Origin of the sequence: Oceanobacillus sp. FSL W8-0428, from assembly GCF_038004405.1 — a bacterium.
GTDB classification, from domain to species: Bacteria; Bacillota; Bacilli; order Bacillales; family Amphibacillaceae; genus Oceanobacillus; species Oceanobacillus sojae.
In genome coordinates this window covers 728,588-754,550 of the sequence record NZ_JBBORB010000001.1, presented here as the reverse complement: position 1 = coordinate 754,550, position 25,963 = coordinate 728,588, and the positions used below count along the sequence as shown (strand labels likewise).

Annotated in this window: 22 protein-coding genes and 1 riboswitch; of the genes, 10 read left to right on the top strand and 12 right to left on the bottom strand. The window is 37.5% G+C overall.

Annotated elements, in window-relative coordinates; all coding sequences use genetic code 11:
• Window positions 1-103: 103 nt before the first annotated feature.
• Window positions 104-1,729 (bottom strand): ABC-F family ATP-binding cassette domain-containing protein, encoded by a 1,626-nt coding sequence (locus MKY30_RS03290; RefSeq protein ID WP_147212330.1) that lies wholly within the window; start codon window positions 1,727-1,729, stop codon window positions 104-106.
• Between the two features lie 272 nt (window positions 1,730-2,001).
• Here MKY30_RS03290 and MKY30_RS03285 point away from each other — a divergent pair, with 272 nt between their 5' ends.
• On the top strand, window positions 2,002-2,484 hold the full coding sequence (locus MKY30_RS03285) for a hypothetical protein (RefSeq protein WP_147212329.1): 483 nt from the start codon (window positions 2,002-2,004) through the stop codon (window positions 2,482-2,484).
• Window positions 2,485-2,681: 197 nt separating this feature from the next.
• On the top strand, window positions 2,682-3,260 hold the full coding sequence (locus tag MKY30_RS03280) for a hypothetical protein (RefSeq protein WP_186813722.1): 579 nt from the start codon (window positions 2,682-2,684) through the stop codon (window positions 3,258-3,260).
• 144 nt (window positions 3,261-3,404) lie between these two features.
• Here MKY30_RS03280 and MKY30_RS03275 read toward each other — a convergent pair whose 3' ends face one another.
• The 3 genes from MKY30_RS03275 to MKY30_RS03265 form a co-directional block, all read right to left on the bottom strand.
• A complete protein-coding gene (locus MKY30_RS03275; RefSeq protein ID WP_147212328.1) occupies window positions 3,405-4,064 on the bottom strand; it encodes a YpmS family protein in 660 nt (219 codons plus the stop codon).
• A gap of 17 nt (window positions 4,065-4,081) precedes the next feature.
• A complete protein-coding gene (locus MKY30_RS03270) occupies window positions 4,082-4,984 on the bottom strand; it encodes an SGNH/GDSL hydrolase family protein (protein ID WP_341082826.1) in 903 nt (300 codons plus the stop codon).
• A gap of 526 nt (window positions 4,985-5,510) precedes the next feature.
• Window positions 5,511-7,172: an O-acetylhomoserine aminocarboxypropyltransferase/cysteine synthase family protein gene (locus tag MKY30_RS03265; protein WP_341082825.1), complete on the bottom strand. Its 1,662-nt coding sequence runs from the start codon at window positions 7,170-7,172 to the stop codon at window positions 5,511-5,513.
• Between the two features lie 90 nt (window positions 7,173-7,262).
• Window positions 7,263-7,360: riboswitch (SAM riboswitch) on the bottom strand.
• 162 nt (window positions 7,361-7,522) lie between these two features.
• Here MKY30_RS03265 and MKY30_RS03260 point away from each other — a divergent pair.
• Window positions 7,523-7,702, top strand: a complete 180-nt coding sequence (locus tag MKY30_RS03260) for a hypothetical protein (RefSeq protein WP_246145259.1) — start codon at window positions 7,523-7,525, stop codon at window positions 7,700-7,702.
• A 374-nt stretch (window positions 7,703-8,076) separates the two neighbouring features.
• On the opposite strand, the gene rarD is transcribed toward MKY30_RS03260, so the two are convergent.
• Window positions 8,077-9,000 (bottom strand): EamA family transporter RarD, encoded by a 924-nt coding sequence (gene rarD, locus MKY30_RS03255; RefSeq protein ID WP_147212325.1) that lies wholly within the window; start codon window positions 8,998-9,000, stop codon window positions 8,077-8,079.
• Between the two features lie 239 nt (window positions 9,001-9,239).
• Between rarD and megL the strand changes: the two genes are divergently transcribed.
• The 3 genes from megL (at window position 9,240) to MKY30_RS03240 (ending at window position 12,719) form a co-directional block, all read left to right on the top strand.
• Window positions 9,240-10,421 (top strand): methionine gamma-lyase, encoded by a 1,182-nt coding sequence (gene megL, locus MKY30_RS03250; protein WP_147212324.1) that lies wholly within the window; start codon window positions 9,240-9,242, stop codon window positions 10,419-10,421.
• Window positions 10,422-10,700: 279 nt separating this feature from the next.
• Window positions 10,701-12,140 (top strand): cardiolipin synthase, encoded by a 1,440-nt coding sequence (gene cls / locus MKY30_RS03245; protein ID WP_339283350.1) that lies wholly within the window; start codon window positions 10,701-10,703, stop codon window positions 12,138-12,140.
• A gap of 63 nt (window positions 12,141-12,203) precedes the next feature.
• Window positions 12,204-12,719 carry an acyl-CoA thioesterase gene (locus MKY30_RS03240; protein ID WP_147212322.1) on the top strand — a complete coding sequence of 172 codons (516 nt, stop codon included), beginning with the start codon at window positions 12,204-12,206 and terminating at the stop codon, window positions 12,717-12,719.
• 294 nt (window positions 12,720-13,013) lie between these two features.
• Here the strand turns inward: MKY30_RS03240 and MKY30_RS03235 are convergent, their stop codons facing one another.
• Window positions 13,014-13,286, bottom strand: coding sequence for a CPBP family intramembrane glutamic endopeptidase (locus MKY30_RS03235; protein ID WP_339286333.1), 273 nt, complete (start codon window positions 13,284-13,286; stop codon window positions 13,014-13,016).
• A gap of 689 nt (window positions 13,287-13,975) precedes the next feature.
• On the opposite strand from MKY30_RS03235, the gene MKY30_RS24085 reads away from it, so the two are divergent.
• Entirely contained in the window at window positions 13,976-14,302 is a 327-nt protein-coding gene (locus tag MKY30_RS24085; RefSeq protein WP_371863315.1) for an LMxysn_1693 family intestinal colonization protein, read from the top strand.
• A gap of 148 nt (window positions 14,303-14,450) precedes the next feature.
• On the opposite strand, the gene MKY30_RS03230 is transcribed toward MKY30_RS24085, so the two are convergent.
• The 3 genes from MKY30_RS03230 to MKY30_RS03220 form a co-directional block, all read right to left on the bottom strand.
• Window positions 14,451-15,932: a PH domain-containing protein gene (locus MKY30_RS03230; RefSeq protein ID WP_339283348.1), complete on the bottom strand. Its 1,482-nt coding sequence runs from the start codon at window positions 15,930-15,932 to the stop codon at window positions 14,451-14,453.
• Complete coding sequence (locus MKY30_RS03225; protein WP_156985180.1) at window positions 15,925-16,407, bottom strand: PH domain-containing protein; 483 nt, start codon at window positions 16,405-16,407, stop codon at window positions 15,925-15,927. Before MKY30_RS03225 ends, MKY30_RS03230 begins: the two co-directional genes overlap by 8 nt.
• A gap of 201 nt (window positions 16,408-16,608) precedes the next feature.
• Window positions 16,609-16,941: a winged helix-turn-helix transcriptional regulator gene (locus tag MKY30_RS03220; protein ID WP_147212318.1), complete on the bottom strand. Its 333-nt coding sequence runs from the start codon at window positions 16,939-16,941 to the stop codon at window positions 16,609-16,611.
• A gap of 220 nt (window positions 16,942-17,161) precedes the next feature.
• Here MKY30_RS03220 and MKY30_RS03215 point away from each other — a divergent pair, with 220 nt between their 5' ends.
• The gene (locus MKY30_RS03215; RefSeq protein WP_339283345.1) at window positions 17,162-18,400 is read left to right on the top strand and encodes an aminopeptidase; all 1,239 of its coding nucleotides are present in this window, start codon (window positions 17,162-17,164) and stop codon (window positions 18,398-18,400) included.
• A gap of 87 nt (window positions 18,401-18,487) precedes the next feature.
• Here the strand turns inward: MKY30_RS03215 and recQ are convergent, their stop codons facing one another.
• Window positions 18,488-20,641: a DNA helicase RecQ gene (recQ, locus tag MKY30_RS03210; RefSeq protein ID WP_339283344.1), complete on the bottom strand. Its 2,154-nt coding sequence runs from the start codon at window positions 20,639-20,641 to the stop codon at window positions 18,488-18,490.
• A gap of 818 nt (window positions 20,642-21,459) precedes the next feature.
• Between recQ and MKY30_RS03205 the strand changes: the two genes are divergently transcribed.
• Window positions 21,460-23,286 carry a cation:proton antiporter gene (locus MKY30_RS03205; protein ID WP_147212315.1) on the top strand — a complete coding sequence of 609 codons (1,827 nt, stop codon included), beginning with the start codon at window positions 21,460-21,462 and terminating at the stop codon, window positions 23,284-23,286.
• A gap of 55 nt (window positions 23,287-23,341) precedes the next feature.
• Here the strand turns inward: MKY30_RS03205 and MKY30_RS03200 are convergent, their stop codons facing one another.
• A complete protein-coding gene (locus MKY30_RS03200) occupies window positions 23,342-23,524 on the bottom strand; it encodes an SE1832 family protein (protein WP_147212314.1) in 183 nt (60 codons plus the stop codon).
• 16 nt (window positions 23,525-23,540) lie between these two features.
• Window positions 23,541-24,635: an AI-2E family transporter gene (locus tag MKY30_RS03195; RefSeq protein WP_147212313.1), complete on the bottom strand. Its 1,095-nt coding sequence runs from the start codon at window positions 24,633-24,635 to the stop codon at window positions 23,541-23,543.
• Window positions 24,636-25,085: 450 nt separating this feature from the next.
• Here MKY30_RS03195 and MKY30_RS03190 point away from each other — a divergent pair, with 450 nt between their 5' ends.
• The gene (locus tag MKY30_RS03190) at window positions 25,086-25,898 is read left to right on the top strand and encodes a TerC family protein (RefSeq protein WP_339283341.1); all 813 of its coding nucleotides are present in this window, start codon (window positions 25,086-25,088) and stop codon (window positions 25,896-25,898) included.
• The last annotated feature ends 65 nt before the right edge of the window (window positions 25,899-25,963 follow it).

Below are 25,963 nucleotides of genomic sequence, written 5' to 3'. Positions count from 1 at the left end.
ATATTTCTTGTGTTTATGCTTAGAAATGATTGCTCCAATTTTAAGAAAAAAAGACCCCGATAAATCAATCTCATTTATCGAAGTCTCTGTTTCCTTCATAACATTATGCAGTTGTATACATTTCCTTCACTTGCTTTTGCAGCTTTTTATCCTGAACGTATTCATCATAAGACATTTCCTTATCGATAATACCATTCGGAGTAATTTCCATAATACGGTTAGCGATACTGTTGATAAATTCATGATCATGTGATGTAAAGACAATGGATCCTTTGAATTTAACAAGACCATTATTTAAGGCTTGAATAGATTCAAGATCAAGGTGGTTCGTAGGCTCATCTAAAATAAGTACATTTGATTTGGAAAGCATCATTTTAGACAGCATACAGCGGACCTTTTCTCCCCCGGAGAGTACATTTGCTTTTTTCTTCGCTTCTTCTCCGGAAAATAGCATTCTTCCTAAGAAACCACGCAGGAATGTTTCTGTTTCATCCTCAGGAGAATACTGGCGGAGCCAATCTACCAGCGTTAGATCAGATCCATCAAAGAACTCAGAATTATCTTTTGGAAAATAAGACTGGGATGTTGTAATACCCCATTTATAGGAACCTTCATCCGGCTCCAATTCACCAGAAATAATTTGCAGCAAAGTTGTGTTGGCAATGTCATCTCTTCCGACCAATGCCACTTTATCATTTGGATTTAAAATAAAATTCACTTTATCTAATACTTTTACCCCGTTAATTGTTTTAGACAGGTCCTTCACCTGTAATAAATCATTTCCAATTTCACGCTCTGGTGTAAAGGCAATGTATGGATATTTTCTGGAGGATGGTTTAATATCGTCCAATGTAATATTATCCAGCATTTTTTTACGGGAGGTAGCCTGCTTGGACTTCGAAGCATTCGCGCTGAAACGTGCGATAAATTCTTTCAGCTCGTTGATTTTTTCTTCTTTTTTCTTATTAGACTCTTGTGCCATACGGGAAGCAAGCTGGCTTGATTCATACCAGAAATCATAGTTCCCGACATAGAGCTGAATTTTTCCGAAATCGACATCCGCAATTTGCGTACATACTTTATTTAAAAAGTGACGGTCGTGGGATACTACGATAACAGTATTTTCGAATTGAATAAGAAATTCTTCCAGCCATTGGATTGCTTGAATATCCAATCCATTTGTAGGCTCATCGAGAAGAAGAATATCGGGATTCCCGAATAAGGCTTGTGCAAGTAGTACTTTTACCTTTTGTTCCTCAGGGATTTCAGCCATTTTTAAATCATGAACAGATTCTTCTACACCAAGACCTTTAAGAAGCACGGCCGCATCAGATTCTGCTTCCCATCCGTTCATTTCTGCAAATTCACCTTCCAGCTCAGCGGCACGGATGCCGTCCTCTTCGCTGAAATCTGCTTTCATATAAATAGCATCTTTTTCCTGTTTGACTTTGTATAAACGCTCATGACCCATTAATACAGTTTCCAGCACGGGATGCTCTTCATAAGCATAGTGATCTTGCTTTAAAACAGTCAGACGCTGCCCCGGTGTCAGAGATACATTCCCAGATTGCGGTTCAATTTCACCAGAAAGAATTTTCAGGAAAGTTGATTTTCCGGCTCCATTTGCCCCAATAACACCGTAGCAATTTCCAGGCGTGAATTTTAAATTTACATCTTCAAAAAGCTTCTTGTCGCCATATCGTAAACTAACATTAGTTACTGTTAACATTTTATTAATTGCCTCCATTAAATCATTATCAAAATAAGCTTACGTTATTTACGGAAACAATGCAAGATAAGACCGCTATATCTATGAAAGTATCTCAATTTCCAGCTCTATAAAGATATAGACCTGAAGGCTTAGTTGAAAATATGACGCTGGGTTATTACGGATGGATAAGATAACCGCTAAAATAAAAATAACTTAAAAATTAAAGAGGAAGAAAGTTGGGCTTCATTATTTATATTCTTCACCACAGCTTAAGAAGAGGAGGAGTACAAATGGGTGCAAAAATTTTGCAACACACGGGTGCTATTTCAGATAATTTTCATATACTGATAAATAAGAACGAGCTAAGGAAGCGTTTTGCTGCGGCAGTTTATTACATCAGAAAAAGTGAACAGGAAAAAGAAGAAACGAGAAAGTTAATGCATATGCAATATAAGCTGGAAAAAATATACCGGCAGGAGTATATAAATGCACAGAAAAATGCAGAGGTTCAATTTATGCAAATGAAGGCTGCTGAACAGGATTCAGAAAAAGAGGTATATCATTTTGCACAAATAGCGTACAAGACTTGTAAAAAGCGCATGAAGAAAATGCAAATCACAGCAGAGGAAGCATCTAATCAGCTGGAATCAATGAAAAAGATATATCATGAAATGGACAGCCAGCTCAAAATAATGAAAAGAAATCTGATGAAGCAGATGAACTATGAAAATATTGACAAATTAGATAATCCATTGAAACTTTTTGTCATTTAATACGTAAATAAATGTATAGCAGAATAAGAAGAATCACCATTATTCATATCCTTTTTTAAATAGAAATAAATCTATTAAGAGGAAATGTGTACCATATAAGGTATACTTTTATCAATTTTTGCACCAGCTATTGTATATTAAAATACTTTTGTATATATTAATAAAAAGGGGTATGTCCGAAGAGGGGGAACAAGTAGATGAAAAGCAAGACGGTTTATTTGCTGTTTACCGATACAGGAAGCTATCTATCACGATTGATTCATCTGTATACCCAGGAGCCTTTAAACCATGTTTCTATTGCTTTAGATAGAGAATTAACAGAAGTTTATAGCTTTGGGAGAAAACAGCCTGATAATCCATTTATCGGTGGCTTTGTGAAAGAGGATATTTTTTCACCATACTTAAATAGCTCTATGTGTGAAATTTATGAGCTTAAAGTGACCGAAAATGAATATGAATATATTAAATCCTTTATTCAAAATATAGAGATTGACAAAGATAAATATCGTTATAATTTTATTGGGTTATTTGGAGTCATGATGAAAATAAAAATTACACGTCAGACAGCCTTTTTCTGTTCACAGTTTGTGGCAACTATTTTACAGGGTGTAACGAGCCTTTCATTAACAAAAGACCCTTACTTTACAACTCCGGAGGATATTCGAACTGCTCCAGATTTGAAGCTTGTTTATGAAGGAACATTGTTACATTATCAAGATAAGGATTCTTTATCTTCAACAGAGCAGCCATCATTATCTTATATTTCTAATTTATAGGTGTTGAGATAAAAAATCTTAAAGAACCCGGGCATTTGTACTTCCTTTACTTTTCCCGTAATAAGGAAGTACTGAATCTGCTAAAATATTATTTTACAAAGCACGGAGCATCTTAAGTTGAGGCTCCGTGCTTTGTTCTTTACTCTATTCAAATAGATTTTGCATTGCTTCTCTCGAGAAATCCTGAATGCCTAGTGTTTCATAAGGGACGACCAGCTTCATGGTAATATTATTTGCTTCTAGATCCATATGCTGTACAGCTACATCGAAATTGCCCTGTAAATTCATATCTGTAACAGCTACATAAATTTCCTGGCTGTCCGGGTCTATCGTTACCCATTCAGGCATTGGTAAAAATTTATCCATGTATTCCATAATTTTTTTGTTTGGCAGTTCTAAAAGTCCAACAGAGATAGACTTCAGTTGTAAAACCAGATCACCGTTTGTCTGCTCAATCGGTTCAAAACGGACAGAAAGAGGAACTGTGGAAGAGAAGACAGGCAATTCACCCATCAGATGCACATCATCCTCAAGAAAAATACGGTAATGGTGATCCGTCCCCTCAAGTAATTTCTCAATATAAGCATTGATTAAATTATTTAAGTTTTGCTTTGTTGTCTGAATGTAAAACTCAGAGCTTTCCTGCTCGTCTATTACAGAATTTTGCGGGAACTCATTTTTAGAAACTGGCCAAAAAATAAGCGCCAGCAAAAGGAGTAAGATAGCTGCATTAAAGATAAGAAGACCGAGAAAACCGGCTTTCCATTTATTATTTATTTTTATTTGTCTATTCTTTACTCTCATTATGTTTTCATCCCAACTTAATTAAAATATTCCAGAATACGTTCAGCCATTAGATAATATCCATCATAATTAGGGTGGAAATTATCGTCTGAAAATAAATTTGCAGTCTCGTCTTCAAATAAATCATCAATTGGTACAAAGGTGCTGCCTTCGTATTGATTGACTGTCTCTCTTCCTATAGTATTCCAATCAGCGACAATCTGGTCCAATTCTGGAATGTCCTCAAAATAATTTGTAAAAGGATTAAAAATACCTAATAGATAAATAGAGGCATCCGCATTAATGGAACGAAGCTTATCAAATATTTCGCTGAGACGATCTTCGTAGAAAGCCTGTTCCTCGTTAAAGTAGCTGATCTCCAAGTCCATAATATTTTCCTTTAACACTTGCATAATATCATTAGCACCGATGGTAATGATAATAATATCTGCTTCTTCTAAAGCATCCGTTAATTCAGGCTCATCCTCCAGACGGGTGAGCAGCTGATCGGAGCGGTTTCCACGTTTTCCAAAGTTATCAAAATGGACATTTGTATCAAGTGCCTGAAGTGTTCTGTCTAATATCCCGACATAGCCCCCCTGATTTGTATCGTCTCCTACACCCTGAGTCAGTGAATCACCAAGAGCAACGATATCCACATTTTCCTCAGAAGCAAATCCGAATGTATTTTCAAAAGGCTCATCGACAGCTATTTCCTCATTTTCTTGTTCGTCTGCGTTTCCCATAACTTCCTCGCTGTCGTCTTCTGTATCTTCTTCGCCATTTTCTGCTGGTTCAGACGTAATTTGTTCTCTAAGAGCTTCTTCTCTTTCCCGTTGTTCAGAGCTTAATTGAAAATATGGCAGCTGTAAAATCGAAAAAACAGCTATAATGATAATAAGAATGGAGCTAATGAGAATAAGCCATCTTTTTTTGGTCATTTTCATGATTACACCTACGTGTTCTTTTCTTCTAGTTTATGTTGGAACAAATAAAATTACTTAATAATACGTAAAGAAAATGTTCAAAAAGTCCAATAAAAAATGGCAGGGGAAGGAGCTTTTGCTTAGATAGCCTGTATTGTTACAGGCAACACAGGGTTACCACAAGACGGAGAAGTCTGTCAGCTTGCTATCCCCACAGGATAAGTAACCGAAGCCTAGTCCGGTTTCATCCCCAGTACGTAATCGAGCAGCCCTTATCAGCTGATTTTTGAACATACATGTAAAAAGTTTATTTGATGTGTACGTATTTGTAAAATAATTTGGTAGAGTAGATGTTTTTATTTATATTCCTATTTTAATCAAGGATTATAAATAATAAACAGGTTTAAATGAAAAACGCCTTCTAATTTTATGTAGAAGACGTGACTAAACCTCATTATAACATAAAAGTACCCGTCTTTCTTCACGATAAAACATCAAATGTTCTAATAGAAGAAAGGCGGATACTGTATAATTATTTTAACTAATTTCTGAAGCTGCGTAATTCCAAGGCAAACTGTGCCGGCTGGATATTTGAAAGAATAAATACTTCAGATGTTACTTCAGAGCTTGTGTCTGTGAACAAAATAGTTCCCTGATAAGCTGCATTTTCTTCTGGTGCCGGCTTACCTTCCTGCAGCCAAATTGCATCAGCCCCGGATAGTATATCTGTTGTTACCTCATCTATATCTGTTGTGGGAATAACCTCATAGCCTAATTTATAAAGAGGCGCAATATCGTCATCCGCGATGCCGACAGCTACAATGCGTTTTTTACGGACACCTTCACTGCGGTCAAATGGAGATTGCAGTAAGTTTTTCACTGCTATTTCTTCCGCAGATTTCTGACTGCCATGCGATTTTCCGGTCGCTTTATCTATTGCCTGTTCCAGATCAGCTACAATATCATCAAATGCTTCCAGACCGACGGATAGACGAATCAATTCTTCTGTAGTACCACTTTTTGCCAAGTCCTCATCTGTTAATTGCTGATGGGTCGTAGAAGCAGGGTGAATAATAAGTGACTTTGCATCGCCGACGTTGGCAACGTGAGACCAGAGTTCCACATTATCAATCAAGATACGGCCTGCATCCCGGCCTCCTTCAATGCCAAAGGTAATAACAGAACCAAAACCGCCATTTAAATACTTCCCGGCAAGCTGATGAGATGGGTGTGATGCCAGCCCGGGGTAGTTGACCCATTCTACAGCAGGATGTTTTTCCAGATAGGCTGCCAGCTTTTCTGCATTTTCACTATGCCTTTTGATACGTAAATGTAAGGTTTCCAATCCTTGAAGTAATAAAAAGGCATTTTGCGGGCTTAGAGCAGGTCCGATGTCACGTAATAATTGGACACGCAGCTTTGTTATAAAAGCAGTCGGTCCTAAGTCAGCATATTTTAAGCCATTATAGCTTGCATCCGGCTCGATAAAATCTGGGAATTTCTCGTTGTTCCAATCAAATCTGCCACTGTCAACCACAATACCGCCAATAGTTGTACCATGTCCGCCAATCCATTTCGTTGCAGAATGCACAACAATATCCGCACCCCATGTTAATGGTTTTGCAACATAAGGTGTAGCGAAAGTATTATCAATAATTAAAGGAATACCATGATTATGGGCAATGTCCGCAACGGTTTCTATATCAAAAACATATAGGCTCGGGTTAGTAATGATTTCACCAAAGATTGCTTTTGTTTTATCTGTAATCGCAGCTTCAATTGCTTCAGGATCTGTTCCATCTACAAATTTTACATTGATGCCATAGCGGGGGAGTGTGTTGGCAAATAAATTATACGTCCCGCCATATAGATTGCTGTCTGCAATAATTTCATCACCGGCACGTGTAATATTGAGAATTGCCATGGTAATGGCTGCCATCCCCGATGCTACTCCTAAGGCTCCAACACCATCTTCTAATTGGGCAATCCGCTGTTCAAATGTATCTACAGTTGGATTCATAATTCGTGTGTATATATTTCCCGGCTCTGCCAGCCCGAATAAATTCTGTGCATGCTCCGTGTCCCGGAATACGTAAGAAGTAGTTTGATAGATAGGCACTGCCCGGGACCCGGTTGTTGGATCAGGAACCTGGCCTCCATGTAATAAAATTGTCTCGTCCTGCTGGATTGAATGTTTTGACATTTTATTTCCTCCCTTTTAGATATATCCTCTGTTACTAAAAAGAACCCTCTTCTTAAAAGAAGAGAGCTCTTGTCATCGACTTGGAACTCTCTCTTATCTTTCAGATTAATCTGTAGGATTTGGCACCAGTTTTTGTTCAGGTTGCCGGGCTTCACAGGGCCTATTCCCTCCGCCGCTCTTGATAAGAGATTATGCTAAATATTTAGAAATTACTAGAGAGTATATAATTATAGAGATTAAATGTCAAGTAGTTTACTATGAATTAATAAAGTTTCATTTAAAAAAAGGATGGAAGGGGATTACTGATGAGTAAAATTTTGAACTATCAAATAGATTTTGAGAATTCATAAATGGAAATGCAGGTAATAACTGTGCAAGAGAAGCAGTTGAATATTTTATTTGAAAATTTTTTAGCCTTTCATTTTGAAACGCAACTGCCTGATAGCATCCTTTTAGATATAGTCGAAGAGAGAACCGATTTATTTACTATAGAGAATAAAGAATTGTTAGAGAAGGAAAAATATTATTGATGGTCTATATGTTATAAAAGTACTGATTATTTTAAATAATTATATCAAGGAGAATGGTTATCGTTACTATAAGATATATTCTTCATTTGGATTTAATAGCTGGATTCTTTCGGAAAGGTGCATTCTGGATTAAGGGTAGGCTAAAATAGTATTTTCCTGTATTAAATGAAAAGAAAAACAGCAATAAATAACAAAACTGCCCCAATATAATTAATCGGAGCAGCTTTATAAATTTGGTATGCAACTAATAGTGGAGTTTTCATTCCCTGTTGCTTTGGATAGCTATGAACACATTAGTTAAGCTTATTTCGGATAATTAAATCTTTATACCTATAAAAGGATCTTTTCTTCGTCCGGTTTAAAATACCCTTTCATTAAGCTTTTTCATTTTTAGCTTTGTTTCTTGCACGCGGTGCATCCCGATAAATACTTGCCATATAGATAATAAGAGCTATCCAAATAAGGGCAAATGTAATCATATGATGTACCGTAAATGTTTCATTATATAAGAACACACCCAAGAAGAACATAATCGTCGGTGCAACATATTGCAAAAATCCGACCATTGCTAATGGAATCCGTTTGGCCCCCGCTGCAAATAGCAGTAAAGGAACTGCAGTTACGATACCGCCCCCAATTAATAATAGATTATCTGATGCAAACAGGGGAGAAAAAGTAAATGACCCTTCTGATGGAATAAATATCAAGTATAATAATGCAATCGGTGCAACGACCAGTGTTTCAATAGTAAGTCCATACATAGCATGGAGGTTTATTGTCTTTTTAATGAGTCCGTAAAAACCAAAACTCATCGCTAATAATAGAGAAATCCAGGGAAACACGCCATAGCTTAAAGTTAAATAAAGTACACCGATACCAGCGAGAATAAAGGACAGAACTTGTCCTTTGGTTGTCTTTTCCTTCAATACAAAGACCGCCAATAAAATACTGATCAGAGGATTGATATAATATCCTAAGCTGGCCTGCAGCACATGCCCGTGCTGTACAGAAAAAATAAACAAGAACCAGTTGATGGATATTACAATAGAAGCTGTAATAATAGCAAGTGCTTTCTTTCTATCCTTTTTCAACAGCTGTACTGTTTCCATTAAATGCCGCCAGTTGCCAGTAGCAAGTACTAAGAAAATCATAAATACCAGGCTCCACACAATCCGGTGAGCAAGTACTTCACCGGCAGGGACATTATCGAGAAACTTCCAATATATTGGGAATATCCCCCATAATAAATAAGCAACAAAGGTAATAATCGCCCCTTGCTGTAAAGGTTTATTTTCCATCTTTTATTCCTACCTTCTGAAAAAATCAAACTAAATCTAATAGTAAAACTTTATCAGGAAGGAATCAATGGCTTTTTTAAATAAGTTAATACTTATTTTCATAACAAGAACACCTCTGTTCAATAAAGTCAGGTAAATTTATGAACCTGAAACATTTCCAACAGAACAGGAATACTTTATTATAAGTGTATAGACTCATCAGAATTTATCATCTATATAAAGGATGGGAGAGAGAATAAATGAGTAAAAAGTTTAAACATATGGAAACAGCAATAATTCATGAGGGGTATGATTCAAAAGAACTGCTCGGCAGCTTAACACCGCCAATTTTTCAAACCTCTACATTTACTTTTGATACAGCGGAACAGGGAGCGGCACGATTTGCCGGAGAAGAAGAGGGACATGTTTATTCGCGTATCGGCAATCCGACTGTGCAGGTGCTGGAACAAAAACTGGCAGCACTTGAAAAGGCGGAGAAAGGGCTGGCATTTTCTTCGGGGATGGCTGCAATTTCAGCAGTTTTAATCGCTCTCACTAAAGCAAATGACCATATTATCTGCTCGTCTGGATTATATGGATGCACTTTTGGTTTACTGTCTATGATGGATGAAAAGTATAATATCCAAACAGACTATGTAGACATGTCTGACGTAAAAAATATAGAAGTTAAAATCAAGCCGGAGACAAAGGTTTTTTATATTGAAACACCGATTAATCCGACAATGGAAGTAATTGATTTGGAGCTTGTAATAAATCTTGCCAGGAAGCATAATGTTCTCGTCGTGGTAGATAATACATTCTCCACACCGTATTTACAGCGTCCGATAGAATTAGGAGCAGATGTTGTTGTGCATAGTGCTACGAAATATTTAAGCGGGCATGGTGATGTAATTGCAGGGTTAGCAGCTGGGAAAAAAGAATTAATGGAGCAAATTGCAGCAACCACGCAAAAGGATATTGGCGGTGTGCTGTCACCATTCGACGCCTGGCTGGTTATTCGCGGGTTAAAGACATTACCGCTTCGAATGGATAGGCATTCTGATAATGCCTTAGAAATTGCAGAAAAGCTGAAACAGCACCCAAAGGTTAAGCGGGTATTTTATCCGGGTGACCCGGATGCATTGGGATATTCTGTTATGAGGAAGCAAATGAAATCGGGAGGAGGAACTCTTTCTTTTGAGATTGATGGAGGGAAGGAAGAAGCACAGGGCTTTCTTAATAAACTGCAGTTTATCAGCATTGCAGTAAGTCTTGGCGATACAGAAACATTGATTCAGCACCCGGCTACAATGACACATGCGGTGATTCCTGATGAACGACGCCGGAAAATGGGAATCACAGACTCTTTGATACGATTATCAGTAGGAATAGAAGCGTGGCAGGATATTTGGGAAGACTTGGATCAAGCTTTGAATCGCTAAAATAATCTGTTAGTTTTTGGGGAATAGTGACAACTGAGGAATTACCAGAAGCTATCCTCTGACGCTTTTGGATAATCAGGAAAATAATTCCATTAAGGCAGGAGGGTACAGAAGAGGGTATTCTCCTGATTCAAGCTGACAACTTTTTTTTGAGAAAGCGTACTTACAATTCCAATTAAATGGGAGAAAAGGGGCTTTCACTGAACGAAATTTTATTTTGTGCTATTATAAGAGCAGAACTCCCTTTTTGTTGGAGATGAAGTGATAGGAGCAGGATATATGGGTGTTTACTCAATAGTTATTGGATTAATTTTTATTATAAATATTGCATTAGCTATATCCATTATTTTTTTGGAGCGGAAAGATCCAACTTCTTCCTGGGCTTGGGTAATGGTACTATTGTTTATTCCTGTTTTAGGATTTATTCTTTATTTAATTTTTGGACGACCTATCAGCAATCGCCGTATATTCAAATGGGATCAGCGGAGCCGGATGGATGTGAAAAAGGCTGTACAAAAACAAATTAATGCCATTGAGGATGACACCTTCCAATTAAATCATGAAGACTTAAAAAGCCATCAGGATTTGGTCTATCTTCATCTTCGTAATGATAATGCTGTTTATACAGAAAACAATGGAGTAGATATTCTTACAGACGGTCATGAAAAATTTGAAGCGCTTTTGGAAGACATCAGCCGGGCAAGACACCATGTTCATGTACAATACTATATTATGCGGAGCGATGGATTGGGAAGCAGACTTGCTAATGCATTAATTAGAAAAGCAAAAGAAGGAGTATGTGTCAGACTTTTATATGACGATATGGGCTCCAGATCACTCAAGAAAAGCTACATAAAGAAATTGAGGGAGGCGGGCGTTTTAGTTGAAGCGTTCTTCCCATCCAAATTTGTAATTAATTTTAAAATTAATTACCGGAACCACCGAAAATTAACCATTATTGATGGAGAGATTGGCTATATTGGCGGTTTTAATGTCGGAGATGAATATTTGGGGTTAAAGAAGAAATTCGGATATTGGCGTGATACGCATCTGAGGGTGGTTGGAGATGCCGTTCAAAGTATGCAGACCCGCTTTGTATTAGACTGGAACCAAGCTTCCAAGCAGAGGATTTCCTATGAAGAGGAACATTTTCAAACGATCTGTGGAGGCAACACAGGTATGCAGATTGTTTCAAGCGGTCCAGATTCGGAGTATGAGCAAATTAAAAATGGATATATTAAAATGATTATGGAAGCAGAAAAGTATATCTATATCCAGACGCCGTATTTTATCCCGGATGAAAGTCTGCGTGATGCAATTCGTATCGCTGTGTTGTCCGGAGTGGATGTGAAGATTATGATTCCGAATAAGCCCGATCATCCCTTTGTCTACTGGGCGACCATGTACTATTGTGGAGATTTACTTGGTGCCGGCGCAGAGATTTTTATTTACCAGAATGGATTTTTACATGCCAAAACAGTAATTGTCGATGGGAAAATAGCTACGGTCGGTACGGCAAATATTGATGTAAGAAGCTTCCGTCTCAACTTTGAAGTTAATGCCTTCTTATACGATATTGAAGTTGTCAAACGGTTGATTGTCGAGTTCGATAAAGATTTAAGGCATTCTACACAAATGACGAAAAAGTTATATGATAAACGTTCTATCGGGATCCGTTTTAAGGAATCCGTCTCACGTTTAATTTCACCAGTTTTATAAACGTAAAGTTGCGAAAGTGCAATAAAAACATTAATAAATAAACACAGCAGGAGGAAATAAAAGATGAATGCAAAACCTTGTTCAGCATCTTTGGCTTTAAAAACAACACATGTATTACCACCCGATACAAATCAATATGGAACCTTATTTGGCGGGAAATTAATGGCGCATCTTGATGACATTGCTGCAATTGCAGCAGTAAAGCATGCAAATAATCCCGTTGTAACAGCATCTACGGATTCTGTGGATTTTCTAGCACCTGTAAGAGTTGGACAATATATTTCGATTGAAGCTTTTGTAACCTGGACACATCATACTTCGATGGAGGTGTTTATACGGGCAATTACAGAAGACATCCGGACGGGAGAGAGAACGGTTTGTACAACGGCCTTTATGACATTTGTTGCCATCGATGAAAATGGGAAACCAATAGAAGTACCTCCTGTTTATCCAAAAACAGAAGATGAAAAAATGCTTCATGAAAGTGCTCCGCTTCGTGCCAATCGCCGTGCAGAGCGAAGAAAGCAGTCTAAACAGCTGGCAGAAACTTTTGGAACAGTCTATCGGACAGAGAAATAAGGCTATATTATATTAAAAAACCAGTTAAAATCGAAACAGTCGATTTTAACTGGTTTTTTAGGCAGATAAGGAAGTATAAAACGAAACTTCATTCAGAGGGAGTTTTTGACGCACAAATGTTTCCAGTGGAGCGAGTAATCGCAGTTACATTCCTGGCCAGTTACACTTCGATAAATTTATTTTTACGCTTTATTATGAGGCGAAAGTTTCACGGACAGTTCTCCATGATAAATATATTTGCATCTAGATAGTAGGATTTATCTTATCATTTGTATTAGATTTCTATTTTATCCTTTATACCAAACTTGTAAAATTCCATAAAATATGAATTAGAATTGGACCATATAATGCGTCTGTTTTTTTATAAACGAAGCATGTGATAATACTTACCATAAATATAAAAAGTCTCTGCGGCAGAGGAACATTATGCATTAAAGCAAAAATTAGTGAAGTAATCATCATTCCCAGCCAAAACGGAAGATAAATGCGTGAAAAATCCAAAATGACTCTTTTCATGAATAACTCTTCCCAAACGGGAACAAATATACCAGTTGCTATTATAAACAAGATGATAATCGGTATAGAAGTGATCTGTACGATTTCTACCTCATAATCCTGACTGTTGACAGGAAGATATGAAACTGCCCCCCGACGAAACAACTACGAGTAAATAACCCACAAAGACATAAATATAATTTTTTATACTTCGAAAAAAATCAAATGTCAGTTTCTCAGAAAAGAAAGCACGGCTTTGTTTTAATGATAAGAATATAATGATAAAGAAAAAACCGATGACGACTGAATCCCCAATATAATCGAGGATAATAGAATTAAATAAAGCTTGAAAAATAATAAATAGGAAAACAATGATAGTGAATAGCGAAGTACAAAAAATAAGATTCCGCTTTTGTGTTTTTTCCATAAGCAGCTTCATCGCTTTCAATATATTAAAAATAAACATGAAGCTATTATACCTCCATTTAGTAAGTTATTCTACTAGTATATAGTTCTTTTTGTTCATAAAATTAATATATATAATTATATATGGTATTATTTGATTACGGATTTTGTATATTTTACATATTACTCAAAAGGAGGTGAATACAATATATAATAAAATTACAATACTTAATCTTTCAATCTTGTTACTTTCAATTATTTTATTAATTAGCTTTTCAACAAACGTTTCCGCTGAAGAAAGCAATCAGAATACTTATGAAATTGAGGTGATTGATGAAAGCGTCCAATAAAATGAAATTAATGAAGGCCCTAGCATAGCATGTGCTTCATGTAATCAATATAAGAGTAGCATAGTTTCTCAAACATTAATTTCAAGAAAATATACAGGCACAGTCACACTTTCAAGAAGCACAACTCTATCTATGAAACTTGAATTTAAGTATAAAGGTATTAACATTTCATTTGGTGGTAAGACGGTTAGCTCCTCTAGTAAAAAGTTTAAGGAATACAAAGTAACTAAAAATTATAAAATCCGAGTAAAAACTTATAACCCTAGGGGGCGATTACTTTCAAATGAAGTGGTAACTAAAAAGCTTACATCTACTGAAAGAGTTCCAATATAAAGTAAACATATAAAAACTCTGATTAAATGGCTTTTACGCTATATTTAATCAGAGTTTTTATGATGCCATAATTAGATGAAAGATTCTTTTTTCTATATCACCTCTCACCAAGTACCATTAATGGGTCATATCTCTCCCATTCTGCTTTCTAATGGTTTATGTCAGAGGAAGTTTTCTCCTGATAGGAATACCAGTCGGCAATGTAATCACTGTCCGTTGTACGAAGCTCCTTGATCACAAAATGCCGGCCACTGCCTTTATTTAAAATAGCCATATCAAGTGTAGCCAGAGACTGCTTTCGGTGAAGCAGATGCTGTTTTTGCTGTAAAGCTTGGATTCTGCGATGCGGAATAATAGCAGTATCCTTGCTAATTATACGTGTCTGAACGGTTATCTGTTGTGCATCAATAGCATAGCCGATGGATTGAAACACGGCAAAGCCCATAACTCCAAAGACCAGCATGATAATAACAGGTATCCAAATATAGGATGAAAAGAAGATTCCTGTGATAATAACGGCTAATAATGGAATATTGATAGAGCGCCACAAATAGTAAGGTAATGCTTTTTTCGGAGGATGAATCAAATTCTCCGAGCTGTAATTGTACTCCGGTAAAAATTCAGATAAAAAAGATGTAAATTCTTTTTTACGCAGTAACGGAAAAATAACCGTATTCACTTCCTGACTATTATCTGTGTTTGCACTGGCAATCTCAACATAAATTCTTGCAAAACCAAATAATTGGTGAATAGGGGATTCTTTTATTCCGACAGCTTGTATTCGTTTCAGCGGAATAGTTGTTTGTTTCTTTTCTAATAAGCCCCGTGTAATAAACAATTCTTTTTCATAACGTGTAATGGTGAAATTCCAATCCTTAATCACCGTATAGAGAATGCTCAATATCCATAAAAATAAAATAACGATGATTGCAAAAATAATCATAATTTGCATGCCAAGTGACAGAGCCAGGCGCACGGCATCATTATAAAACTGATCAGGGATTAATGCTTCCACCTGAGAGAAGGCGGCACCGAATAATCCAATTAAAATTCCAAAGCTTGCTGAAGTGGAACCGGTAATAATAAGCGCTTTAAGCGCAATGGTTCTCTTAAGAAGGCTGGACTCATCGAGTTCTGTCCGTTCTATATCAGCTTCTTCTGGTACTTCTGGAGATCCTGCCTCTGAAACTTGTTTTTTATATTTTAACTCATCATGAAGCCTGCGTCCCTCTTCCATACTGACAGCGGATAATGCAGCATCTGTAGACGAATCATTACCAGCTGTTTCAATAGCGACCTTTGTTAAACCGAAGATTCGATGAATAACATTCTGTGATAAATCGATAGACTGAATACGATGCTTGGATATAGTACGCTTTTTACGGACGATAATGCCCCGCTCGATACGTAATTGGTCTTCCTCTAATTGATAGGTGAAACGAAGCCATGATAAAACACTGGATAAAATAATTAATACAATAATAACCGCTGCACCAATCATCAGGTAAAATGAAGCGCCATTGCTGATGACAATAATAGCAATTGGCAAAATACCAAGAATTGATTGTTTCAAGGCCCGGATAATATCAAATAGGATTGCAGCAGGATGCAGCCGTTTCGGATTAGACATCATCTTGTTCCACCCTTGCTAATTCAGAGATTTGATCACGTAAATCGGATGCTTCCTCTTCTGATAGAGCAGGTATCTGATGGGTAGTTGCTGCAGTGGATATTTCCAAAGTTGCCAGTTTATATTTCTTTAGGATAGGACCTTGCTGTGTATCAACATGCTGGACACGAATCATGGGTACAATAGTTCGGGTTACAATGAGTATCCCATGCTGTATGTATATTTCCTGATCATAAACCTGATAACGCCATCTGCGCCATCTCAGCTTGGGGATAATCCATGCTGTAATAATCCATTCCACAATAGTAAGCCCAGCTATGATAAAAATAATCCAGATTGGCAGAAAATCGAAAATAATATAAACGGCGATAGCTCCGATTGTGATTAATAAAAAGATAAGGGTATAGATGTGTGCTGTGAGCTGCCATGCTTTAATAGCATCTGTGGCAATTTTTATATTAGGCTGTTCCCGCATGCATTTGCACTCCTTGTTTTCAGGTTGCTTCCATCATACTACAAATGGAGGAAGCTTCGAAAAGATTTAAGAAAATCCAAATATATCAGTGATACCAAATTCTATCTGTGTCTTATTTTCATTTAAAAGATATGTGAAGGATCTACAGTATATTTGGATTTTAATAATATAAGAGACATCTGTCTTTGTATGACAAAAGGATTACTCTTCCTCTTTACTCGCTATCTCTTCAGCGGAAATATATTCTTCCGCCCAGCGCTGAATATCCTTAATCACAGGCTCTAGCGCTTTTCCTTTTTCTGATAATGTATATTCAATACGAACTGGAAATTCCGAATATATATTCCGCTCTACAATACCTTCTTTTTCCAGTAATTTTAAACGATCTGAAAGTAAGCGGCCGCTGATAGGGAGATCTGCTTCCATCTCTGAGAAACGTTTTGCCCCTTTTAATAATTCAAATAAAATGAGCCCGACCCAACGGGTGCTCAATAAGACCATTGCTTTTTCAAAACGTGGACATAATTGGTTCATTTTTCCACCTCCATAGAACCTTTCGTACCTAAAATGTGTATATACATTAGTTACGAAAAGTAATCTTAATATAGGGTATCATAAATGGGAGTACTAGTAAATGAAAGCTGCAATGATGGGGATAAAAGAGGCCTTTAAAAGGAAATATTTTTGGAAAAATTTAAGGGAATATGGAATAATAAAAGGGAAATTAAAATTGGGCATATGGAGGTATATATTTATGGTTCAAGTACAGGTACAGGAAAAGTACGCAGAATTAACATTGAAAAAGGGTGTTAACCTGCAAAAAGGGCAGGCAGTCATGATTAATGCGCCGATTGAAGGGGCAGCATTTACACGGATTGTAGCACGTAAAGCATATGAAATGGGTGCGAAGGATGTCCATATTAATTGGGTTGACGATGAGCTTACTCTGTTAAAATACGAGAATGCACCAGATGAAGTAATCGCAGATTATCCGGAATGGAAAGTGAAACTGCATGATACATTTGCAGAGGACGGAGCAGCAGTTGTAAACATTCGTTCTACAAATCCGGATTTATTAAAAGATATTGACCCGTCCCGCGTAGCAAAAGCAAATAAAGCAGCTGCAGAAGCGATGGTCAATTTCCGCAAATATACGATGAATGACCGCATTCCCTGGACCATTATTTCTATCCCTTCAAAGGATTGGGCGAAAAAAATCTTCCCTGATAAATCAGAAGATGAAGCTGTTTCCAGTCTATGGGAAGCTATTTTGAAGATTGTCCGTGTTGATCAGGATGATCCTGTTGCAGCATGGGATAAACATAATGAAACATTGAGAACAGCCAGAGAAGTGTTAAATAAGAAAAACTATAAGAAATTAATTTTTAAAGCACCTGGTACAGACTTAGAAATGGAATTGCCGGAGGGGCATATATGGAAGGGCGGATCTGCTGAGGCAGAAACAGGCGTTACCTTTAACCCGAATATGCCGACAGAAGAGGTTTTCTCTGTACCGCATAAATATGGTATCAATGGGACAGTATCAAGTACCAAGCCGTTAAACTATGGTGGAAGCTTAATTGATAACTTCTCTTTAACCTTTAAGGATGGAAAAGTAGTTGATTTCCAGGCAGAGCAGGGGGAAGAAGTCTTGAAGCATTTACTGGAATCTGATGAAGGTGCCCGCCGTCTTGGCGAAATTGCCTTGGTACCAGACGAATCGCCGGTATCACAGTCCGGGCTTATTTTCTACAACACACTATTTGATGAAAATGCATCCTGTCATATTGCATTGGGTAAAGCTTATCCGACGAATCTGAAGGGCGGAGCTGCTATGGATTTAGAAGAGCTGGACAAGCATGGAGTAAATGACAGTCTTGTTCATGTCGATTTTATGATTGGATCTGATAAAATGGACATTGACGGTATTACAGCAGATGGCAAATCAGAGCCGGTATTCCGTAATGGAACATGGGCATTGGATATTAAGTAAAAAAGTAAACAAAACGGCAATAAGATGATTCGTCTTATTGCCGTTTTGTTATATAAGCTAAGCGTATCTCCTGAAAGTTAAGGCCCGTTAAGATCCTTCTCTTACCACGAATTTATCATTTTTTACAAGCACAGCTTTAATTTTTCTGTAGGTGTATTCCTCTGGCAAAGCTTCTTTTAAGTCTTTTAATCCAGCAGCATCTATATCCTCATGCGTGGATAAAACCTCTTCCTCTTCCTTATTGTTAAAGAATAGGCTCCAATTGAGGTTAAAGCCTTTTTGAGAAGCTTGAAAAATATGGGCTTCTATTGTTTGTTCCTTCAAATCACGGATAGCTGCAATTTCCCGAATTGTTTTTCCTTTCTGCAACAGTTCATAGGATATTTGATAAGAAGGCCGGTCATCCAACTCTTTTGCTTTCCCTGCTTTTTGATAATGAATGGCTGTCGGAGCCTTGTAATCGGGATTTTCTTCTTTCCAATCTGCAATAGCTTCCAGAAAAGCTTCTCCGTATAATTCATATTTCTTTTGACCGACACCTTTTAATCGTAAGAATTCATCCTTATCTTCGGGAAGATACCGGGCCATTTCCTTTAACGTCATATCTGAAAATAAAACATAAGGAGGCAGCTCCAGCTCTTGCGACATTGACCTTCTAAGCTGACGCAGTGCTTCAAATAGATCTGTATTATAATCTGCTTTTTCAACAGTTGGAACATCTTGAATGAACATCGTGACATTTTCTTTACCGGTAAGGATATCCATTGATTTTTGATTTAATTTTAAGATAGGAAACTGTCCTTCCTCTGCTGCTAAACATTCTTCAGCAAGTAAGAAGTGAATTCTTTCTGTAATTTCCTTCTCCGTATATTTCGATAGGATGCCATAAGTAGTTAATTTTGTTAAACCAAATTGAATCAATTTCTTATCCTTCGAGCCTTTTAAGACTTTGGCTGTCAAACCAACACCAAAACGTTCGCGCATACGTTTGACACAGGATAAAATCATTTGTGCCTCCTCCGTAATGTCCTCTAATTCCCCTTGCTGTAAACAATTGCTGCAGCGCCCGCAGGATGCAGTGGCAGAGCCCAACTGGAAATAGTTGAGGATATAGCTGTTTAAGCAGCTCTGTGTACGGCAATAATTAACCATTTTATTCAATTTTTGATATTCACGCTGCATGCCTTCTTCTTCCATCTCTGATTTTTCAATTAAGAACTTTTGCGTATGAATATCCTGAGGGGAGAATAATAAAACACAATTACTTGGCTCGCCGTCCCGTCCGGCTCTTCCTGCTTCCTGATAGTAGGATTCCATGTTCATCGGGATAGCATAATGGATAATAAAACGAACATTTGACTTATCGATTCCCATTCCGAATGCAGTGGTGGCAACCATTAATTCTGTCTGATCAAAAATAAAAGCTGTTTGTGCATCCTGTCTTTCCTGTTCGGATAACCCGCCATGATATTTGGAAACGGCATAGCCTTTCTCGTTTAGGACATCATAGACATATTCAACCTGCTTTCTCGTAGCTGCATAGATAATTCCTACTTCTTCCTGATGCTTTTTTAAGTAGGAAAGAATGTAGTCTATTTTGTTTACTCCTTTTTCGATAAAAAAGGAGAGGTTCTTTCTCTCAAAACCAGTGTGCACTGTATTTGCAGGGGATATATGTAAAAGAGACTGAATATCTTCAATAACTTCAGGTGTTGCTGTTGCAGTGAGCCCCATAATAATTGGATTGCCGCCAATCTGCTGAAGAATAGGGACGATAGAGCGGTAGCTTGGACGAAAATCATGCCCCCATTGGGAAATACAATGTGCCTCATCAAAAGCAATTAATGAAAGATTGGTTTGCTGCAGTGCATGAATAAAAGAACCAGATTCAAACCGTTCGGGAGCAACATAAACAAATTGATAACGATTTTGCTGCATCGCAATTAAGCGCTGGCGCTGTTCAGCTGAAGAAATAGAGCTGTTAATATAAGTAGCTGCGACGCCAAGTGCATGCAAACCATCTACTTGGTCCTTCATCAATGAAATAAGCGGTGAAATAATAATTGCTGTACCATTCATAGCGAGTCCAGGTACTTGGTAACAGAGTGATTTTCCGCCGCCGGTTGGCATTACTGCAAGGGTATTTTTACCTTGATCGATATTGTTAATAACCTCAGCCTGTCCAGGACGGAAACTGGTATAGCCGAAGTAATTCTGTAAAATATTTAGATGCTTTTCCATAGATAAATCTCCCTTTTAGAGGTTGAATTGGGATTGAGATTACTCTCCCCATTAAAAAATGTAATGCGCAGAAGAATAGCGGAAATTTCATTTCAGGGTTATGTAATATGAATGATTAACTGTCCCATATAATTTGAATGATTAAATACATTTTTCATTTTATAAAATAAGAATACATCATTTATGATTTAGACATTGTTATTTAACCTTTCTTATTAGTTGCATATAAAAAAATAAGAGAGGAATAAATATTTCATTTAATAATTTTCTATCTTCTATCCTAGAACGTTTTAATTGGAAAGTAAAGTATTGAAAAATCGTAAATAACAGTTGAAAACACTGTCAAAACACAACGATTGCTAAGGGGAATGTAAATTTTTCTGCATATAACTTCATATGAATTTACTTTTTCTTATTTCATCTATAAAATAAAACTTCCTTACGTGAGATTTCTTTGTTCAAGAGTAAGAAAGTATAAAATGTTGAGGATAGCCGCTCCAACAGTTTTCATGGGGTGAGTAATCTTAGTCCCCACGACGTCGCGAACTTAACCGAACTTCCTATTCTGTTCTGCACATTCCCACAGGAGTCTTCGTGTATTTCTTCTGGGACTGGGACTGCGGTTACTCGTCCCATCGAAAACCGTCGCAGCGGACATTTCCTTGGCAAGAACACCAGTATTTTAAAGACTAAGTGATTTTCTTGGTTTTTCTTATTCTTTCATTGAAGGACTTGGGGCAGTGACTAAACCCAAAAATTCATGAAGCCTGTTAGAGCGTGAGAAATACGCTATACTTTTTTGAAAAGGAGGGGAATGTATGGTTCCTTCTTTGCTATTTGAACTAATGTTAATTTGTATATTAGGCGTTGCTTCCCAATGGGTTGCATGGCGTTTTCGTATGCCGGCTATTGTTGTAATGGCGGCTACAGGACTGATGATTGGACCTGTTTTTGGATTTATTAACCCGGAACAGGATTTTGGAGACCTGTATAGTCCGCTGATCTCTGTAGCTGTAGCAATTATATTATTTGAAGGAAGCTTAAATTTAAGCTTTCAAGAGCTGCGTGGAGTAGGAAGGCCTATTTTTCGGATATCTACAGTAGGTGCATTCATTGCCTGGATTTTAGGGTCATTAACAGCTCATTATATTGCCGGTCTATCCTGGGCAGTTGCCTTTGTTATTGGCGGTTTATTTGTAGTGACAGGGCCAACAGTAATTATGCCGCTTTTACGCCAGGCAAAGCTAAAAGCGCGTCCTGCGAAGATTTTGAAATGGGAAGGAATTATTGTTGATCCGATCGGAGCCTTACTTGCTGTTTTTGCTTTTGAAATTATTACTTTTATGACAGCATCTAACCCGGAAGCAAGCCAGATTATTTTTTTCTTTGCAGGCTCTCTTTTTGCTATCTTCCTTGGCTGGATATTGGGACGGGGACTCGGCTGGATGTTCGAGATGGGACATGTACCTGAATTCCTAAAATCGCCGACTGTTGTCGTTGTTGTCCTGTTCTGTTTTACAATAGCAGATGTTATTATGCATGAAACAGGGCTCTTATCTGTGACAGCGATGGGGATTACCTTAGCAAACATGGGAATTCGTTCTGTATCAGATATGCGTCATTTCAAGGAGAATATTTCTGTACTTTTGATTTCAACTATTTTTGTTATGCTGACAGCATCTCTTGATGTGGCAACAATTATACAGATTTTTAATCCGCACATTATCGGCTATGTATTATTGATGATGTTTGCAGTCCGTCCGCTGTCTATTTTCCTGTCGACGATTGGAACAGGTCTCAGCTTAAATGAAAAAGTGTTGATTGGCTGGATTGCACCGCGTGGAATTGTGGCATTAACAGTTTCTGGTTACTTTGCTGGTGTATTAACAGATGCTGGTTATGAAGATGCTTCTATCCTGACAGCATTGACCTTTGCTCTTGTTATTTTCACTGTAATAGCGCATGGTTTTTCTATCGGCTGGCTTTCTAAAAAGCTGAATCTGTCTAATAAGGGCAATCCAGGAGCGTTAATTGTCGGCAGTAATCCATTTACTGTTCAATTAGCTAAATCATTAAAAGAGGCAAATTATCCTTCTATTCTTGTCGATTCATCATGGGAAAACCTTTCCTTGGCAAGAAAAGAAGGCTTGGAAAGCTATCATGGAAGTATGCTGTCTGAGCAGACGGAGCATCACCTGGATACGATTCCATATGAATATTTATTAACGTTAACCCATGATAAATCATATAATTCGCTTCTCTGCACAACATTTCTTCCTGAATATGGAAGAACAAATGTGTTTAAAGTCAGTCCATACACAGCTTTTAAGGATAATGGATATTCTACAGGTGTTGTATCACAGGTTGGCGGCCGTATTTTATTTGATAAGAAATTCTCCCTGGACGATTTAATTGACAAGGTGGAGAATGGATTCACTGTCCGGCAAACAACACTTACTGATAAATTCACGTTTGAAAATTATAAACAGACGAAGGATCCGGAGACAGTCTATCTGTTCTTAATTAAGCCTTCCGGACAGTTGAAATTTTTCTCTGAAGAAATGCGTACCTTACCTGCAACCGGAGATAAGATTGTCAGCTTAACCAAAGGAAAAGAATCAGAGAGACAACCCGCTCAAAGCTAAGATGAAGATAATAAAAGAAGCTGACTCGTCATGAATGAGTCAGCTTCTTTTATTATCAGTTAAATCGCTCCAGTTCTTTTCTCACCGCCGCAATTTCTCCCTCTATACGTATTAATTGCTCTTCGGCAGAGGAGACACGTCCTTTAACAAACTCGAGCTTATCTAAATCCCCTTGAATACGGACATAATCCGATTTTAATTCATCTAGTTGTTGTTCCAGCTTGGCTTTTGTTGTCAAGAAAACCCCTCCTATCCTAAATTAATGCATCGTCTTTATTCTTTCTGGAATTCACAAAGGTTTGATAAAAGTGAATGACAATGGTACGGATTACTGCATATACAGGAATAGCGAATAAAATTCCCAGGAATCCGGCAATACTTCCGGCTGCAAGAATGACTGTAATAACGGTCAACGGATGCAGATTAAGCACCTGTCCCATTACATTTGGCGAAATAAATGTACTTTCAATTTGCTGGGCAACAAACATAATAATAGCTATCCAGAATAAGTTAATCGGGTCTTGAAAGCCTCCGACCAATAAGGCAGGAGCAACTGCAATATAAGGTCCCAGGAACGGGATTACGTTCATCATCATACCGAATAATGCGAGTACAACAGCATACTCTAAACCGATAATCAAGTAACCAATCAGCAATAAGACACCTACTGCAAAACTGACTAAAAGCTGTCCCTGGATAAAGGCAGACAACACATTATCAATTTTTTTTAATAAATCATGCAGGTTCTCTGCTTTTTTCTTGCTGAAAAATTGCAGAATGAAAGGAACAAGCTTTTCTCCATCCTTTAACATAAAGAAGAGGAAGAATGGAACAAGGACAATTCCGGCAATTATGCTAACCAGCTGACCGATAAAGCTTCCCAGAAATCCAAAAACATTATTCAATACACTCTCAATATGTCCAGGAATATCATTGGCGAAATTATTAATGGCATCAATTACCTGATCAGGAACTAAAGCAATATTATCCTGCCAATAATTAATCCATCCTTCCACCATCTGAACCATTCCGGGAATACTGTCCATTAAACGGTCAAACTGATCACGGGCGATCGGCCAGATAAATACGATAAACAGCGTAATTGCCCCGATGATAACCAGGAATACAATAATAATGGATAATATTCGCGGTACTTTATATTTGACGAGCAGATTCATCAGCGGTCTGGTTAAATAATAAAGAATACCTGCACCGATAATTGGAAGAGCTACAGCGCCAACTAACTGCAAAACAGGTGTAAAGATAAAATGAGTTATGGAGATTAGAAAAATTAATGTAAATAAACAGATGAAAAAGATAAAAAATTGAAACCAGCGTTTCTGCGTCATTGAATCACACTACTTTCTTTCTATGTTATGCTATACTTTATTTTACATTAACCGAATTAAGAAAGCCATAAACATCTGCAGGAGATTTCAGAAGACCTCTAAAAGCCGGTTGATGTAGCTTTTACATATATTTTCAAGTAATAAATATGAAGTGATTGTAAAAGATATTGACAAAGGTCATAAAAAAGGTTTTAATAAGGTATACTTAATAAATGGCGAAAAGGACATGCAAAAATTTGCAGAAGTCATCAAACGTCATCATAAAATTATTAGTGAACATTTATTCCTAAAGGGGAGTAGCTGTACACGTAAAGTCGTCATTACGGGATAATTATCCCCGGCTTTATGTGGCAACCAGAAAAGTTGTTAGCGAGACCTTTACCGATTGCAGGTAAAGGTCTATTTTTATGACCTTTTCTGCAAAATACATGTAGAAAAGGAGAATACATCATGGGAACAGAATTACTGCTCGAGTATTTATGGGTATTGCTGGTGCTAGTTGCGTTAGAAGGCTTATTAGCAGCAGATAATGCACTTGTATTAGCAATCATGGTAAGACATCTGCCGGAAGAACAGAGGAAGAAAGCATTATTTTATGGACTAGCAGGAGCATTTATAATGCGTTTTGCATCCTTATTTGTTATTTCATTCCTGGTCGATTTCTGGCTCGTACAGGCATTAGGAGCCGCGTATCTTTTATTTATATCAGGAAAGAACTTATATGACAGGTTTAAGAAGAAGGAACCGGACAAATCGGAGACGCCGGAGAAGGATAAAGCTGATGCTGTAGATCCAGAGACCGGGCAGGTATCTAAAAAGGAATTCTGGATGACTGTTTTGAAAGTGGAATTCGCAGATTTAGCCTTTGCTGTAGATTCCATTTTAGCAGCTGTTGCCTTAGCAGTAGCTTTGCCGCCAACAGGTTTTGGCCATATCGGGAGTTTAGATACAGGTCAGTTTGCTGTGGTATTTGCCGGTGGTATGATTGGTTTAATTATTATGCGGTTCGCTGCCAATATATTTGTAGGACTCCTGCATAAACGCCCGACATTAGAAATAGCCGCATTTCTTATTGTAGGCTGGGTCGGAGTGAAATTATCTGTTATCGTATTAGCAAATCCGGATTTAGCAGTCCTTCCAGAGCACTTCCCGCATTCAACAATATGGAAGGCTTCCTTCTATATCGTTCTTGTAGGAATTGCAGTTGCCGGGTGGTTTGCATCTAGTCCGAAATTGAAGAGAAATAAAGAACAATCAAGTTAAGATTAACTCCTGACGTATTAATCAGGAATGTAATGATTGCTTTCCGAAACAAATTAGGGCATTCC

Coding starts and splice junctions, on each gene's coding strand:
- MKY30_RS03290 (WP_147212330.1), bottom strand. CDS start 1,729: ATGTTAACAGTAACTAATGTTAGTTTACGATATGGCGACAAGAAGCTT.
- MKY30_RS03285 (WP_147212329.1), top strand. CDS start 2,002: ATGGGTGCAAAAATTTTGCAACACACGGGTGCTATTTCAGATAATTTT.
- MKY30_RS03280 (WP_186813722.1), top strand. CDS start 2,682: ATGAAAAGCAAGACGGTTTATTTGCTGTTTACCGATACAGGAAGCTAT.
- MKY30_RS03275 (WP_147212328.1), bottom strand. CDS start 4,064: ATGAGAGTAAAGAATAGACAAATAAAAATAAATAATAAATGGAAAGCC.
- MKY30_RS03270 (WP_341082826.1), bottom strand. CDS start 4,984: ATGACCAAAAAAAGATGGCTTATTCTCATTAGCTCCATTCTTATTATC.
- MKY30_RS03265 (WP_341082825.1), bottom strand. CDS start 7,172: ATGTCAAAACATTCAATCCAGCAGGACGAGACAATTTTATTACATGGA.
- MKY30_RS03260 (WP_246145259.1), top strand. CDS start 7,523: ATGGAAATGCAGGTAATAACTGTGCAAGAGAAGCAGTTGAATATTTTA.
- rarD (WP_147212325.1), bottom strand. CDS start 9,000: ATGGAAAATAAACCTTTACAGCAAGGGGCGATTATTACCTTTGTTGCT.
- megL (WP_147212324.1), top strand. CDS start 9,240: ATGAGTAAAAAGTTTAAACATATGGAAACAGCAATAATTCATGAGGGG.
- cls (WP_339283350.1), top strand. CDS start 10,701: ATGGGTGTTTACTCAATAGTTATTGGATTAATTTTTATTATAAATATT.
- MKY30_RS03240 (WP_147212322.1), top strand. CDS start 12,204: ATGAATGCAAAACCTTGTTCAGCATCTTTGGCTTTAAAAACAACACAT.
- MKY30_RS03230 (WP_339283348.1), bottom strand. CDS start 15,932: ATGTCTAATCCGAAACGGCTGCATCCTGCTGCAATCCTATTTGATATT.
- MKY30_RS03225 (WP_156985180.1), bottom strand. CDS start 16,407: ATGCGGGAACAGCCTAATATAAAAATTGCCACAGATGCTATTAAAGCA.
- MKY30_RS03220 (WP_147212318.1), bottom strand. CDS start 16,941: ATGAACCAATTATGTCCACGTTTTGAAAAAGCAATGGTCTTATTGAGC.
- MKY30_RS03215 (WP_339283345.1), top strand. CDS start 17,162: ATGGTTCAAGTACAGGTACAGGAAAAGTACGCAGAATTAACATTGAAA.
- recQ (WP_339283344.1), bottom strand. CDS start 20,641: ATGGAAAAGCATCTAAATATTTTACAGAATTACTTCGGCTATACCAGT.
- MKY30_RS03205 (WP_147212315.1), top strand. CDS start 21,460: ATGGTTCCTTCTTTGCTATTTGAACTAATGTTAATTTGTATATTAGGC.
- MKY30_RS03195 (WP_147212313.1), bottom strand. CDS start 24,635: ATGACGCAGAAACGCTGGTTTCAATTTTTTATCTTTTTCATCTGTTTA.
- MKY30_RS03190 (WP_339283341.1), top strand. CDS start 25,086: ATGGGAACAGAATTACTGCTCGAGTATTTATGGGTATTGCTGGTGCTA.